This is a genomic window from Paenibacillus sp. LHD-117, from assembly GCF_030929555.1.
Lineage (GTDB): Bacteria > Bacillota > Bacilli > Paenibacillales > Paenibacillaceae > Pristimantibacillus.
In genome coordinates this window covers 46,942-62,220 of the sequence record NZ_JAVFVT010000038.1, presented here as the reverse complement: position 1 = coordinate 62,220, position 15,279 = coordinate 46,942, and the positions used below count along the sequence as shown (strand labels likewise).

9 protein-coding genes and 1 riboswitch are annotated in these 15,279 nt (G+C 53.2%); of the genes, 8 read left to right on the top strand and 1 reads right to left on the bottom strand.

Annotated elements, in window-relative coordinates:
• Positions 1–156 precede the first annotated feature (156 nt).
• Positions 157–1,695: a glutamine-hydrolyzing GMP synthase gene (gene guaA / locus RB620_RS24365; protein WP_308098946.1), complete on the top strand. Its 1,539-nt coding sequence runs from the start codon at positions 157–159 to the stop codon at positions 1,693–1,695.
• 105 nt (positions 1,696–1,800) lie between these two features.
• Here the strand turns inward: guaA and trhO are convergent, their stop codons facing one another.
• Positions 1,801–2,694 carry an oxygen-dependent tRNA uridine(34) hydroxylase TrhO gene (gene trhO, locus RB620_RS24360; protein WP_308098944.1) on the bottom strand — a complete coding sequence of 298 codons (894 nt, stop codon included), beginning with the start codon at positions 2,692–2,694 and terminating at the stop codon, positions 1,801–1,803.
• Between the two features lie 338 nt (positions 2,695–3,032).
• Between trhO and RB620_RS24355 the strand changes: the two genes are divergently transcribed.
• The 7 genes from RB620_RS24355 to RB620_RS24325 all read left to right on the top strand — a co-directional run bounded on the left by RB620_RS24355 (position 3,033) and on the right by RB620_RS24325 (position 15,228).
• Positions 3,033–8,378: an S-layer homology domain-containing protein gene (locus RB620_RS24355; RefSeq protein ID WP_308098942.1), complete on the top strand. Its 5,346-nt coding sequence runs from the start codon at positions 3,033–3,035 to the stop codon at positions 8,376–8,378.
• A 121-nt stretch (positions 8,379–8,499) separates the two neighbouring features.
• Complete coding sequence (locus RB620_RS24350) at positions 8,500–9,351, top strand: AraC family transcriptional regulator (RefSeq protein WP_308098940.1); 852 nt, start codon at positions 8,500–8,502, stop codon at positions 9,349–9,351.
• A gap of 109 nt (positions 9,352–9,460) precedes the next feature.
• Complete coding sequence (locus tag RB620_RS24345; RefSeq protein ID WP_308098938.1) at positions 9,461–10,432, top strand: N-acetylglucosamine kinase; 972 nt, start codon at positions 9,461–9,463, stop codon at positions 10,430–10,432.
• Positions 10,433–10,444: 12 nt separating this feature from the next.
• A complete protein-coding gene (locus RB620_RS24340) occupies positions 10,445–11,758 on the top strand; it encodes a 6-phospho-beta-glucosidase (RefSeq protein WP_308098936.1) in 1,314 nt (437 codons plus the stop codon).
• A gap of 213 nt (positions 11,759–11,971) precedes the next feature.
• On the top strand, positions 11,972–12,373 hold the full coding sequence (locus RB620_RS24335) for a GntR family transcriptional regulator (protein ID WP_308098933.1): 402 nt from the start codon (positions 11,972–11,974) through the stop codon (positions 12,371–12,373).
• On the top strand, positions 12,363–13,475 hold the full coding sequence (locus RB620_RS24330; protein WP_308098931.1) for a DUF1648 domain-containing protein: 1,113 nt from the start codon (positions 12,363–12,365) through the stop codon (positions 13,473–13,475). The genes RB620_RS24335 and RB620_RS24330 overlap by 11 nt, the downstream gene beginning before the upstream one ends.
• Positions 13,476–13,616: 141 nt before the next feature.
• A riboswitch (purine riboswitch) is annotated at positions 13,617–13,717 on the top strand.
• 125 nt (positions 13,718–13,842) lie between these two features.
• Positions 13,843–15,228, top strand: coding sequence for an NCS2 family permease (locus RB620_RS24325; protein WP_308098930.1), 1,386 nt, complete (start codon positions 13,843–13,845; stop codon positions 15,226–15,228).
• Positions 15,229–15,279: the final 51 nt, after the last annotated feature.

Below are 15,279 nucleotides of genomic sequence, written 5' to 3'. Positions count from 1 at the left end.
AAGTAATCAGCGTGTGGGGTTACAGTAGCTATAATTTAGTACGGCCAATTGTGTCGGAGAAATCCCGAATGTTGCGCGTACAGCCGCGCCTCGCGCCCTTGACTCTATTTGAGCGGCTTATGTATAATTACTGCATCAATTGAGGGAGGCTCGGTCATGACGAAGCAAAATGAAATTATCGTTGTTCTCGATTTCGGAGGACAATACAACCAGCTGATTGCGCGCCGCATTCGGGATTTGGGCGTGTACAGCGAGCTGTTGCCATATAACACGCCGGTAGAACGGATCCGTGAATTGGCGCCGAAGGGCATCATATTCTCGGGAGGACCGGCTAGCGTATACGAAGAGAATTCGCCGCTTGTGGATCCGGCCATTTACGATTTGAACGTGCCGATCTTCGGGATCTGCTACGGTATGCAAATGATGTCTCATCAACTGAACGGCAAAGTCGAGCGCGCGGGCAAACGCGAATACGGCAAAGCCGAAGTCGAATTCGTGGAAGGCAGCCATATCGCGCACGGTCTCGACCGCGTTCAGACGGTATGGATGAGCCACAGCGACCTCGTCATCGAGCCGCCTGCGGGCTTCCAAGTGGACGCAAGCACGGAACACGCCCCGATCGCGGGCATGAGCCACGCGGACCGCAAGCTGTACGCCGTGCAATTCCACCCGGAAGTGCGCCATTCCCAGTTCGGCAACGAAATGATCCGCAACTTCCTGTACAACATCTGCGACTGCGACGGCAATTGGTCCATGGAGACGTTCATCGACGACACGATCCGCGAGATCCGCGATCAAGTCGGTAACAAAAAAGTGCTTTGCGCGTTGTCCGGCGGCGTGGACTCGTCCGTCGTCGCGATCCTGCTGCATAAGGCGATCGGCGACCAGCTGACTTGCATGTTCATCGACCACGGCCTGCTGCGAAAAGGCGAAGCGGAAGGCGTCATGGAAACGTTCGTCGGTAAATTCGATATGAAGGTGCTGAAGATCGACGCGCGCGACCGGTTCATGGGCAAGCTGAAAGGCGTCGACGATCCGGAGCAAAAACGCAAAATCATCGGCAACGAATTTATTTACGTGTTCCAAGAAGAATCGGACAAGCTGGACGAATTCGAATTCCTGGCTCAAGGCACGTTGTATACGGATATCGTAGAGAGCGGCACGGCAACGGCGCAGACGATCAAGTCGCATCATAACGTTGGCGGCTTGCCTGAAGATATCAAGTTCAAGCTTGTTGAGCCGCTTAAAGCGTTGTTCAAGGACGAAGTGCGCAAAGTCGGCGAGGAATGCGGCCTGCCCGAGGCGATCGTATGGCGCCAGCCTTTCCCTGGTCCGGGTCTTGCGATTCGCGTCCTTGGCGAAGTAACGGAAGAGAAGCTGCACATCGTGCGCGAATCCGACGCGATTCTGCGCGACGAAATCGCAAAGGCGGGTCTTGATCGCGAGATCTGGCAGTACTTCACCGCGCTTCCGAACATGAAGAGCGTTGGCGTCATGGGCGACGCGCGTACGTATTCGTACACGGTCGGCATCCGCGCCGTAACGTCCATCGACGGCATGACGGCGGACTGGGCACGCATCCCTTGGGACGTTCTGGAGAAAATCTCCGTTCGTATCGTCAACGAAGTCGACAACGTCAACCGCATCGTGTACGACGTAACTTCGAAACCGCCGGCGACGATCGAGTGGGAATAGAACGGTAACCAACCTGCAACTTTTCGCAAACAAAAAAATACTCTCTTTCATTTGCGCTCAATGCAAATGGAAGAGAGTATTTTTATTTTTAGGCACTTCATCGAATTAACCGATCTTCACGTTATCCTCGCACTCCGCGGAACAAAATCCGTTTTGCGACGTTTCGCAGTCCGGGCACACAATATGCTGTCGGTGACAGGTGTCATCCGCGCAGTTGATATACGTATCGGCAGTGACGCCGCAGTGGTAACACTTGCCGACGACGATATCTTCGTCCGTGTTATTGATTCTCACGGAGATCCGCTCGTCGAACACGTAACATTTGCCGTCGAACAGTCTGCCTTGCACTTCTTCGTCCTTGCCGTAAGTGACGATGCCGCCCTCCAGCTGATAAACGTCCTTGAAGCCTTCGCTCAGCATGACGCCGGTCAGCTTCTCGCACCGTATGCCGCCCGTGCAATAAGTGATAATCGGTTTGTCTTTAAAATCTGCCATATTCTCGCGCAGCCATTCCGGGAATTCCTTAAACGTCTCAAGGTCGGGCCTGATCGCGCCACGGAAATGCCCGAGATCGTATTCGTAATCGCTGCGGCCGTCCAGCACGATTACGTCCTCCCGTTGCAAGTATTCATGGAACTCCTTCGGAGATAAGCGTGTCCCGCTGAGCGTGTTGGGATCAAGCGGTTTGTCGTAACGAAGAGTGACGAGCTCCTTTTTGTAACGGACGAATATTTTGCGGAACGCATGCCCTTCGGCTTCGTCTACCTTGAACACGATATCGAAGAACAACGGATTGGCGCGCAGATCGCGCATGTATTGCTCGGTCTGCTCGACCGTTCCGGAAACGGTGCCGTTAATGCCTTCGTCCGCGATCAGAATGCGGCCCTTCACGTTTAATTCCTTGCAGTAGGCCAAATGCTCGGCGGCGAATTGCTCGGCATCGGGTACGGGAACGAATTTATAGTACAACAAGATTTGATATTGTGGTTTGTCTTTCATTTCGATAATCCTTTCTGTAACAAAAGTGAACACATATTCTATTGTAAATGACATAGACCTCGATCTCAACAGCAAAGACTGCCATCAGATCGTTTTGATTAGCTTTCCTTATAAAATCTAAAAATCATACCACTTTCAATAAAAACTACAAATTTCATTCGGAAGTAAATTGCAACATGGTAACAATTGGACTATAAATCACCGATTTTATCCTAAATAAAATGCCTATGCACATGATAAAATCAGAATAATAAAGCGCTTACATATTTAGAGGGGAAAGGAGAGTGCAAGCGGCTCAGATCTCTTGAAGGCTAACAAATTTAGAGGAGGTTGTTAACATGATTGGCAGACATAAAAAGAGGATATTACCATCTTTTCTCGCAGTAAGCTTGATGTCGACGATGTTTTTCGGCATATCAACCGAGAAAGCGCTTGCGGCGACTTCTATCCAGCTTGATCCCGGGTACATGCATAAAGCCTGGGAAGGATGGGGCACTTCTTTGGCGTGGTTCGGCAATGTGACGGGCGGATATGAAGATGCTGCCAGAGAGGCGTTGGCGGACGCTTTATATTCGGATGAAGGTTTAAATTATAATATTGTCCGATATAATATCGGCGGCGGCGAAAATCCCGAATACGATACGATGCGCCAAGGCGGAAGGATGCCGGGCTTCGCGCCAAATCCTGCAGATTCCGAGGCGCTAGCCCCAAGCGATTTCGACTGGAGTCAAGATGCCAACCAGCGCTGGTGGCTGGAGGCGGCCATCGAGAGAGGCGCCGACATTCTAGAGGCGTTCTCCAATTCCGCTCCGTATTATATGACGGTGAGCGGAAGCACGACAGGACACCGGGAATCGTGGAAAGATAATTTAAGAGAAGATCAGTATAACAACTTTGCAAACTACCTTGCGGAAGTCGTGAAACATTTCCAGGATGAAGGGATTCAGTTCAGGTCGTTATCCCCCGTGAACGAACCAAGTACGAACTACTGGGGCTTCGGCGGCGGCCAGGAAGGCTCCCACTGGGATCCGGCTTCGCAAGCCAAAATGATTAACGCCGCTCGCGGCGCGCTTAATGAACGCGGGCTGCAGGATGTCCGCATTTCCGCCATGGACGAGTCCGTCATCGATACCTTCGTAACGAACTGGAACTCGTATGATGAAGTGACGAAAGCCAACGTCGGTCAAATGAACACGCATACGTACGGCGGATGGCAGCGCCACTTGGTGCGAGATCAAGCCAAAGCCGCGGGCAAGACGTTGTGGATGTCCGAAGTGGATCTCGGCCCGTCGGGCGTCGCGCATAATCATGACGACTTCGAGCCCGCTCTCGCGCTCGCCGAAAGAATCATGACGGACATTACTTGGCTGGAGCCTCAGGCTTGGGTCATCTGGCAAGCCATCGAAAGCGAAGTGAATATGCAGCCTCAAAAAGAAAACATGAACTGGGGTCTTATTCACGCCAACTTCGATAACCCGGAGGAATGGTACCTCACGAAAAAATATTACGCCATGGCGCAGTTCAGCAAATTTATTCCGCAGGGCTCCCGATTTATCGGTGACGACAACGACAATACGCTCGCGGCCTACGATGATGCGAACGGTAAAATCTATGTTGTCTATCGCAACCCGGAAACAAGCGCTCAATCGATCTCATTGAACTTGTCTCAATTTGATGCCGTTAACGGAGTCGCAACGCCATATGTTTCGTCCGCAATAGAAAACGTCGTTCAGAAAAACGGCATTCCGGTCGCCGGCAAAACGTTAAACGCAACCGTCGGCGCCAAGTCGATTACGACGTTCGTCATTGACGGAGCAACCTATACGACGAACACGGCTATTCCTCAAAACGAGATGAGCGCGACGGCAACCAGCGAAGCTCCCGGCGAAGGACCGGACAAAACGCTGGATGGGAACGCAAGCACCAAATGGCATACGGCTTATGACGGAAGTTATACGGCGCTGCCGCATTCCATCACATATCATCTCGGCCAATCATACAACGGGGTCTATAAGCTGAAATATACGCCAAGACAAGACGTAGATTTTAATGGCATCGTTACGAAATACGAAATTTCCGTAAGCTCCGATGGAACGACTTTCACGAAAGCCGCCGAAGGAACCTGGGATGCGGATAAAAAGGAAAAAACGGCGACCTTTAACGCTGTAGGTGCCTCATATGTGAAGTTTACCGCGCTTGCTTCAAGAAGCGACGCCGGCAAGCAATACGGCTCGGCCGCCGAAATAAATATTTATACTAGGGACGGCTACACGGTCGACAAGACCCTGCTTAACGGCGCGATCGCGGATGCGACTGCATTTATCAATGAATTTGAAAAAGATCCTTCTTATTTGACCGTGCTGCAATCGCTGCGAAACGAAGCCGAAGCGCTGCGAGACAGCTCGAGCGCCACGGAGGAAGAGATCGCGAGAATGGCAGGCAAATTAGCCGCCGAGATGGATGCGATCGTATCGGGCGGAAATCCCATCGCCGGTGTCGACCTATTCTACGCGCCGGAAGCGTATTGGGGAAATCCGGCAAGCCATATTCTTGATGGCGATGCGGGGACCTTTTACGAGACGAACTGGGATGAAAATGGAAGAAAATATGTTCCCGGCGACTATATCATCTTGGATCTGAATGAAACGAAAGCGGATGTTGGCTTATTAACGTATACGCCAAGACAAGACAAAGCGAACGGAAGAATCGCGAGATACAATATTTATACGAGCAATGAAGATTTGGCGGGTACGACCGTCGACGGCACGCAAAACTATTTGGACGCGCACTTTGTTTTGGCGGGAACGGGCGCCTGGGATACATCCAAGTCGGGTCAACAAACGGCGACGTTCAAATCCAAAACGGCCCGGTATATCGCCATTCAGGCCATGACCACCGGAGGGGACGCCAATACGCTCGCGGCGGCAGAGCTGTCCGTGAAGCAGAAGGAAGTAACAAACATCGATCCAAGCAGCGTGACCGCCGCGATCGAACGGATCAACGAGATCAAGACTGGATTGAATCCGCTGGTCACCGCGTCGGTCGACAAGCTAATCGCGGATATCGGCGATGTCGCCATGCTGACCGAAGAAAGCGTTGCGTATTACACGGTCGTTCTCGACGATAAGTATGAGCTATATGCCAATCTGGGCCAAAACGAATCCATTAAGAGCGGGGAAGTATGGCTGGATACGGAAGGTATGCCGATTCAGGCTCATGGCGGCGGCATTCTCTACAATAAGGCGAACAAAACCTATTATTGGTACGGCGAAGACAAGACGGAAAATAACGTAGGTTCGGGTTACGTGCCGGTAACCGGGATTCACGCCTACTCGTCGAAAGACTTGTACAATTGGAAAAACGAAGGGGTTGTGCTGCCGGTATTCAACAATCCTCAGCTTGGCGAGGATGTTCTGCCAAACGGAGAATTGCCGCTGTACCTGGACGAAAATTCCGATACGTACAAAAACAGCGGGGTGGCGTTTGATCCCAATCGTTCGATTACGATTACAAACAAAGACGCAGACTATACGAAGACGATGAAATCGCCGGTCAACTCGCTTAGCAAACACAATTCGCCGGAGCGCATCGCGGAGCTGAACGCGTTGTACGACGGCTATACGAACGAACGGAAGCAGGCGATGTACAAAGATTTCAACTGGGATAAAGTGGTGGAGCGTCCGAAAGTCGTCTACAACGAGACTACGGGCAAATATGTCATGTGGTGGCATCAGGACGGGCCGATCGCGGGTTCTTATTGGACGGCGGAAGGCGGCGTCGCGATCAGCGATTCGCCGACCGGGCCATTCCGATTTTTGGGTACGTTCCGCTTGCCGAATAAAGGCGCGGAGAACGGCAACGAGGGCATGCTGCGCGATATGACGCTGTATGTCGACGATGACGAGAATCCGGCAACGCATGACAAAGCGTATTTGGTTTATGCTTCGGAAGAAAACGCGACGACCGTCATCATGATGCTGAATGATGAATATACGGGTCCAGCGACGAACGAAAACGGTCAAACCTTGGAGGGCGAACACTATGTGAGAGCTTTCAAAGGCTGGAGGGAAGCGCCAACGATTTTCAAGCAAGACGGTGTCTATTATATGATTACATCCGGCTTGACCGGCTGGAATCCGAACCCGGCTAGATATCATGTTTCGACGAACGGGATGTTTGGCCCATGGTGGGACAATGGCGATCCGATGGTGGGCGATTGGGAAGGAACAACCTTCCGCAGCCAAAGCACGTTTGTGCTGCCCTATCGCGATGGCAATGGCGATCTCGTGCCGAATAAGTTTATTTTTATGGCGGATCGCTGGTTCCCGAACGATTTGAAGGACTCCAGATATGTATGGCTTCCGATCGATTTGGATACCGCAAACCGAAAAGTAGCGGTGAGTTGGCATGATGAATGGGATATGTCCGTCTTCAAGACAGGCACAACCGTAACATTCAACAGCAACGGAGGCAGCGACGTGCGCACCGTCTACGGAGCGGCTGCCGGATCGAAGCTGGCCGAGCCGCCGGCGCCGTCGAAAGACGGTTATACGTTCGCAGGCTGGTTTAAAGACGAATTGTTCGCTGAGCCATGGAATTATGCTGCAGACACGGTTCCGGCTTCCGATTTCACGTTATACGCGAAGTGGACGCAGGCGACCACACCGACGCCAGATCCGGGCAATCCTGAGACGCCTACTCCTACACCGACAACAACGCCAAAGCCGACTTCGGTGACTGTCAGCGACAAAACCGGCGGAAAAATTGAGGCAAATGGAGTTACTCTTGAAATCTCCGCAGACGCGATCGACAGCGATATTGTCGTTACGGTAGAAACGATTGACCGCGATGATCTCGACGACAAGTGGAGACCGCAAGGCGCGGAGCTGGTCAGCGAAGTATTCGAAATGATAAAAGATAAACTTGGCCATTTCAAAGATCCAGTTACGATCACCATCAAGTTCAACCCGGATCAAGTAGATATGAAGAAGTTTAACCTGTTTATCGCCTGGTTGAACGAAGCAACCAACGAATGGATCAAACTGGACAACATTAAAGTCGATCCGTCCAAATTTACGGTTACTGGTACGGTGGATCACTTTACGAAATTCGCGATCATTGCCGAAACCATAGATGGAGGAGAGCAGCAGACCCTGTTGAAGGACATCGCGGGACATTGGGCCGAGCAGGATATTCGGAATCTGGTTCAGCTAGGAGCGGTGAACGGATATAAGGATGGAACCTACAGACCTTCACAAAACATCACAAGAGCGGAGTTTATAAACATTCTTGTTAAAGCGATGGGGTTAAAGGAGACAGCTGCGCAGACGGGCTTCAAAGATATCGAGGGTCATTGGGCTGAAGACGCGATTTCTATTGCAGTTGCGAACGGAATCGTAGAAGGGTTTGAGGACCATACCTTCAGACCGGATGTTTCCATTACACGAGAGCAGATGGCGGTTATGATCGTTAAGGCGTTCAAGCTGGAGTTAAAAATGGACGGCGCTTCGTTTGAGGACGAGTCCGAAATTTCCGCTTGGGCCGTTCCTTACGTGACCGCCGCAACGCAACTAGGCATCCTGACCGGATACGAAGACGGCACGGTTAAACCCAAACAGCTTGCGACCCGTGCGCACGCGGCAGCTCTCATGACTAGATCCCTGGAGCAGGCAGCAGCGGAATAAAGCGACGAAGACCGGACAGGGTTTCCCCGTCCGGTCTTATTATCGAACGCGTCTTCTCCGCGACGTCAAGCTCTGCTATACTTTAGAGAACGAAAGCGACCATTGCGAGGAGATACGTACCATGAAGCCGAACCCGCCGATCATCAGGGATCAAATCGAACTGCCGCAAGAGTTCCCCTTGCTCGTCTCGCAGACGGAGGGGGTCAGTCCGCCTTTCCAGCGGCTGCATTGGCACGACGCGCTGGAGATTAATTATATCATCAGCGGCAGCGGTTATATTCTTATCAACGGGAGCAAGCGCGAGCTAGTCGAAGGAGATATCGTCCTTATCAACTCCAATGATCTGCATCGCGCGTTCGAAACCGACGGGCTCGTAATGGGCATCATCATGTTCGATCCGGCATATCTCGCGCTCGAGCAGCGGTACGACACGGAGCTGCTCATTCCCTTCAGGGAGACGGGCGCCCGCTTCGACAACGTGCTCGATCGATCGAATCCGGAGCTGCCGCGATTGACGGTTCTGCTTGAAGACATGAAAAGCGAATTCAAGCGCAAAGAGCCGCATTACGAAGCGGTGGTCCGGTCGCAGCTCGTTCGATTTTTGGCGTACGTCAATCGTTTTTTTGCCAAAAAAACGGGAGAGAGGGCGGGGCATGCCAGAGGCATGGAGACGATCCGCCGCGTGCTGCACGGGATGGAGGAGCGGATCGCGCATCCGTGGACGCTGAAGGAGCTGTCGGAGCTGGCCCATCTAAGTCCTTCGCGGTTCAGCGCGCTGTTCGCGCAAATCGTCGGCACTTCGCCGATGGATTATCTGATTCAACTGCGGCTGACGCGCGCGGTCGATCTGATCGAAACGACGGATATGAAAATGATCGACATCGCCTCGGAATGCGGCTTCCGAAACTTGTCGAACTTCAACCGGCTATTCAAAGGCCATATCGGCAAGCTGCCGTCCGAGCTGAGGGCATAGACCGAAAAAACAATAAGATAGTATCAAAACATCGTTTCTTTTGCGTAGAGGAACGGTGTTTTCTTGCATTATAGTGGGAGTATAACATTCAACAAGATCGACAAGGAGCGTGGGAGACATCCTATTTCTAGGCATAGATGCCGGGGGCACGAAAACGCATGCCTTACTGGTAAACGAAAAAGGTGAAGTACTCGGCCGCGGCCATAGCGGCAACGGCAATCATCAGACCGCGTTCCAGGCTGCCCGCGACCATATCGAGGAAGCTTGCAACGCCGCGCTTGCGGATGCAGGAGCGACGAAGGAGCAAGTCGACTTCGCTTACTTCGGTCTGGCGGGAGCGGACAGGGAGCCGGATTACGAAATATTGCGGCCGATGATCGCTTCGCTCGGGTATGAGCGTTACGCGATCGCCTGTGACACGATGATCGGCATGCGGGCAGGCACGCATCAATCCCATGGCGCGGTTATTATCAGCGGCACGGGGTTTAACGCGGCCGCGCGCAACGCGAACGGCGAAGAACTGCAGTACGGCGGCTTCGGCTATCTGTTCGGAGATGGCCAAGGCTCCGGCACGGATCTTGCCGTTCATGCGTTCCGTACGGCGATTCGTTCTTGGGAGGGTCGCGAGCAGCCGTCGTCGCTAATGGAGGCCGTTCCGCGCAAGCTCGGATACCCTTCAGTGCAAGCGATGTACGACGACGCGCTCGACAATGGCAAACGTCCGCCGGCCGAGCTGGCGAAGCTGATGTTCGAAGCCGCGGCGGAAGGAGATGCGGTAGCCATTCGCATCCTTGAGGAGACGGGGCGCGAGCACGCGAATGCGGTAATCGCGCTTATCCGCAGATTAGGCATGCAGAATGAGACGTTCGACGTCGTGCTGACGGGAAGCGTCATGATGCGAGGAAGCTCGCCTCACATGGTCGACGCCATCCGGGAAGCCGTGCGCGCGGCAGCGCCGAACGCAAGCATCGTGAAGCTGACGATCGATCCCGTGATCGGGGCGGTCATGAGCGCGATGGACAGCGCGGGCGTGGCGATAGACGAAGAGACGGACGCTAGATTGCGCCGAATTATTTTGTAGGAGGTTATCATTATGAAAAATAAGAAACCGCTCAAAATCGCCGTTATCGGCGGAGGTTCCTCGTATACGCCGGAGATCGTCGAAGGATTCATCAAACGGTACGATGAAATGCCGATCCGCGAGTTATGGTTAGTCGATATCGAACAAGGCAAACATAAGCTGGACATCGTCGGAGCGCTCGCGAAACGGATGGTCGAACAATCCGGTTTGCCGATCGAGGTCCATCTGACGCTGGATCGCCGCGAAGCAATCGCCGGAGCGGACTTCGTGACGACGCAGATGCGCGTCGGACTGCTCGAAGCGCGCCGCCGCGACGAACATATTCCGATCAGCCACGGCGTGATCGGGCAGGAGACAACGGGACCGGGCGGCATGTTCAAGGCGCTTCGTACCGTTCCGGTTATTTTGGACATTTGCAAAGATATCGAAGAACTCGCTCCGAACGCTTGGCTGCTGAACTTCACTAACCCAGCCGGCATCGTGACGGAGGCGGTGCAGAAACATACGAAGGTAAAGACGGTTGGCCTCTGCAATTCGCCGATCAACTTCTACAAGTTCCTCGCCAAGGAATACGGCGTGACGGAACGCGAAGTGCTGCCCGAATTCGTGGGCATCAACCATCTGCACTGGGTAACGGCGGCATACGTGAACGGCGAAGACAAACTGCCGGAGCTGATCGGCAAAGGCCGCGAATATACAGCCTCCAACGTGACGGCGCTCGATTGGGACGCGGATTTCTTAAGCTCCCTTGGCGCGATTCCGACGTATTACCTGCGTTACTTCTACATGACGGACAAGATGCTTGCGGACATGAAAGCGTCGATGGAGAAAAACGGCACCCGCGCCGATGTGGTCAGCCGCGTCGAAACCGAGCTGTTCGAGCTGTACAAGGACGTGAACCTGAAGGAAAAGCCGAAGCAGCTGGAGCAGCGCGGAGGGGCCTATTATTCCGAAGCGGCCGTTAATCTGATGCATTCTCTGTACACGGACAAACGCGACATTCAGACGCTGAACGTCCGCAACGGCAACATCATTCCGTTCCTGCCGGAAGATGCGAGCATCGAGGTCAATTGCGTGGTGACGGCGCAAGGACCGACACCGATTCCGCTTCAGACCATTCCTGAGCATGTGACCGGCCTGCTTCACGCGGTGAAAACTTACGAATCGTTGACGATCGAAGCGGCAATCACCGGCGATCGCGGCATCGCGCTGCAAGCGCTCGTGCATCATCCGCTCGTACCTAGCGTAACGGTGGCGAAGGCGCTGCTTGAAGAAATGCTCGAAGCAAACAGGACTTACTTGCCTAACTTCTTCAAAAACGTTTAACACGCACGCGTACCGCCAATGCTTAACCAAACGTTCGGCTCGCCTGAGGACAATATTCCTTGGTCGGGCCGAACGTTTTTTGCGTTTCAACCGCCTCGCAAAACGACTTTTTCGACCTATCGCGCACGCCGTATCCACATGCCCCTTGCGCATATAAAATCTATCTGTTATAGTTGATATATAACAAATAGTCAATGTAGGTGGTGAAGGATTATGCTGTTGGAGATTGATTTGCAATCGGAGGTTCCCATCTATACGCAGCTCGTTAACGCCATCGTGGAAGGCATCGCCCGCAAGCGGCTGCTGCCTGGCGATGCGCTCCCTTCGGTACGCGGGCTTGCTTCGGATCTGGGCATTAATCTCCATACCGTGAACAAGGCTTACCAAATCCTGAAGCAGGAAGGATACGTCCAAATTAACCGGAAGCAAGGCGTCGTCGTGAATCCCGATTCCATGCCACCCGCGGATCAACCGTATAGGCAGCGGCTCGCTGAACAACTGAGGCCGTTTATCGCGGACGCGATCTGCCGGGGGCTTACGAAGGAGCAATTTGACGAGTTAAGCCGTTCCGTATTCGAGGATATGAGAAGAGAGGAGAATTCGAATGTCGATTAATTGGATGTTGCTGCTATCGCTTGTCATTATGGTCCCAGTCGTCCTGACGACGACGGTCATTCCGCTGCTGACGAGAAAAATCGAAAGCTTCGGCGTCACGATTCCGGAGGAAGCGCAAAACCACCCGGTTATCGAGTCGCTCAGAGGGAAATACGTATGGTGGAACGGAGGAGCGGGAACGATTTTGACTCTGTCTCTGCTGATATGTTCGTTGTACATTTCCGGAGAGAAAACATGGGGCGCACTGCTCGTCTCCCATGTCGTCGGTTATATGATCCTCTCCTTCGTGATCTATTATAAACAGCATCAAGCCGTCAAATCGCTCAAAGAACGCGAACGCTGGCTCAAGGACGCTCCGCAGCGTATTATCGTCAGCACCCGGTTTCGTTCGGGCAAGCTGACGCAGCCGAATTATTGGTTCATCCCCCATATCCTGCTCATTCTGGCGACGGTACTCGTCGGCGTCATTGGTTATGACCGGCTTCCCGACCAAATTCCGATGAAATACGGCTTGGACGGCGAAGTGACCCGCGCCGTGGCGAAGAGTTACCGATCGGTGTTGTGGCCCGCTTTCGTCCAGTCGTTCCTGCTTGTCGTGTTCGTCTTCACGAATGCCGTCATCGGCAGAAGCAAACAAGTAGCGGAACCGGGCGATCCGGAAGGTTCGCTGCTCCGGAACATGAAGTTCCGCCAGATCTGGTCCTCTTATCTCATTGCGTTCGGTTTCATGATCATGGCCACGCTTGGTTTAATACCCGTCGGCATGCTGTACGGCTGGAGCGGCAACGTGGCCGCTGTCGCTACGATCGCGGTTGTCGGGATCATGACGCTAGCTTCCATCGTCTTATCCGTAAAGACGGGACAGGGCGGAAGCCGGATCAAGCTGGATAAGGAAAATACGGCGAAACAATACGCATCGGCGGCAGATCAAGACCGTTACTGGAAGCTCGGGCAGTTTTATTACAATCCGGACGATCCATCCTATTTCGTAGAGAAGCGGTTCGGCATCGGGTGGACGATCAATCATGCGCGACCGGGGGTGTGGGTTATTTTCGCCATCCTCATCCTGCTCATCGTCCTGCTGCCTTTCATCCTGGAGTAATCGCCGCAGCGGGTTTTCCGCTAGCTGGAATTATAATGAAAACGTTCCATTTACGAATATTGGAATAGGTTTCGGACACGAACATTCGTGAAAATGGTTGACAAAATGAATGAATTCTCATTAGAATTGAAAACGGAAAACAACAACCGCATAGGAACTTTTCGTATAATCTCAAGAATCGGCTTGAGAGTCTCTACTCGGTCACCGTAAATGATCAGGCTACGAAGAGAGTGAAAGAATGCATGTGCCGCGGCCTCGGCGCATGGTTCTTTCCCTTTTTGCAGAGCCTAGGAGAAATGCGCCGTATTGCATTTTTTTCTAGGCTTCTTTGTTTGTTCCAACACATTTTTGGGAGGGTATTATCAAAATGGAACGTTTCTTTCGTTTGAAGGAACTGGGAACAAATGTCAGAACTGAAATCATGGCCGGTCTGACGACTTTCATGACGATGGCTTACATATTGGCCGTCAACCCGATGATTTTGGAGCCGTCCGGTTTGAACTGGACGGGCGTATTTTTGGCTACGGCTATGGCGGCCGGCATTTTCTCCATCGCGATGGGCTTGTTCGTCAACTTCCCGGTAGCGCTTGCGCCTGGCATGGGTCTTAACGCATACTTCGCATCGGTCATTATCGCATCCCAAGCGTCGGATACTCCGATCTCTCCGGCAATGGGACTTACCGCGGTATTCATCTCCGGCATCATCTTCATCATTCTTACGGTAACGCAAATCCGCCAAATGCTGATCACGGCCGTTCCCGACAGCCTGAAGCACGCGATCACGGTCGGCATCGGCTTGTTCATCGCCATTATCGGCCTGAAGAACAGCGGTCTGATGACGATCGCGGTATCCAGCTTCTCCAATATCGAGGCAGGCAAGTTCACGCCGGTCCTTGGTCCGGAAACCGTCATTCAGCTTGGCAGCTTCCATAACGAATCGGTCGTGTTTACTGTCATCGCCATCGCGCTTATCGCGATTCTGATGGTGATGCGCGTACCGGGCGCTATTCTGTTCGGTATTCTCGGCACGACGATCATCGCGCTGCTGACGGGCCATGTGGACGCTAGCTCAGCTCTTAGCGGCAAAACATGGGTGCCTGATTTCGGCACGATGAACGTAGGGCACTTCGACTTCGCGGGCGTATTCGAAGTCGGCCTCGTTACGATCATCCTGACATTCACGTTCGTCGAACTGTTCGATACGTTCGGCACGCTCATCGGCACGGCGAACCGTGCCGGCATCATGAAGAACCCCGAAGAAGGCAAGAAACGCGTCGGCAAAGCGATGCTGGTCGACGCCATTGGCGTAGGCGGCGGCGCCGTGCTCGGCACGAGCACCGTAACGGCTTACGTAGAGAGCTCCGCGGGCATCGCGCAAGGCGGACGTTCCGGCCTGACCGCGATTACGACAGGCGTGTGCTTCTTGCTTGCGATCTTCCTATCGCCGCTGGTGGCGCTCGTACCGGGCTCCGCGACGGCCGCGGCTCTGATCATCGTCGGCGTGCTGATGATGCAATCCGTGAAGGAGATCGATTTCTCCGACATGGTGTACGCGATTCCGGCGTTCCTGACGCTTGCCTTGATGCCTTTCACGTACAGCATCGCAAACGGCATTTCCTTCGGCATCGTATCCTACGTCGTTCTGGCTTCCGTAGCCAACGTCGCCGGCAAAGGCAAATACAACGTACATTGGCTCATGTGGCTGCTGGCGGTTCTGATCGTCTGCCGGTACGTGTTCATGGGCGGGGAATAAAAGAATATGGAAAAGCAGCGCTGGGCCGGCGCTGCTTTTTTTTGTTGGAGC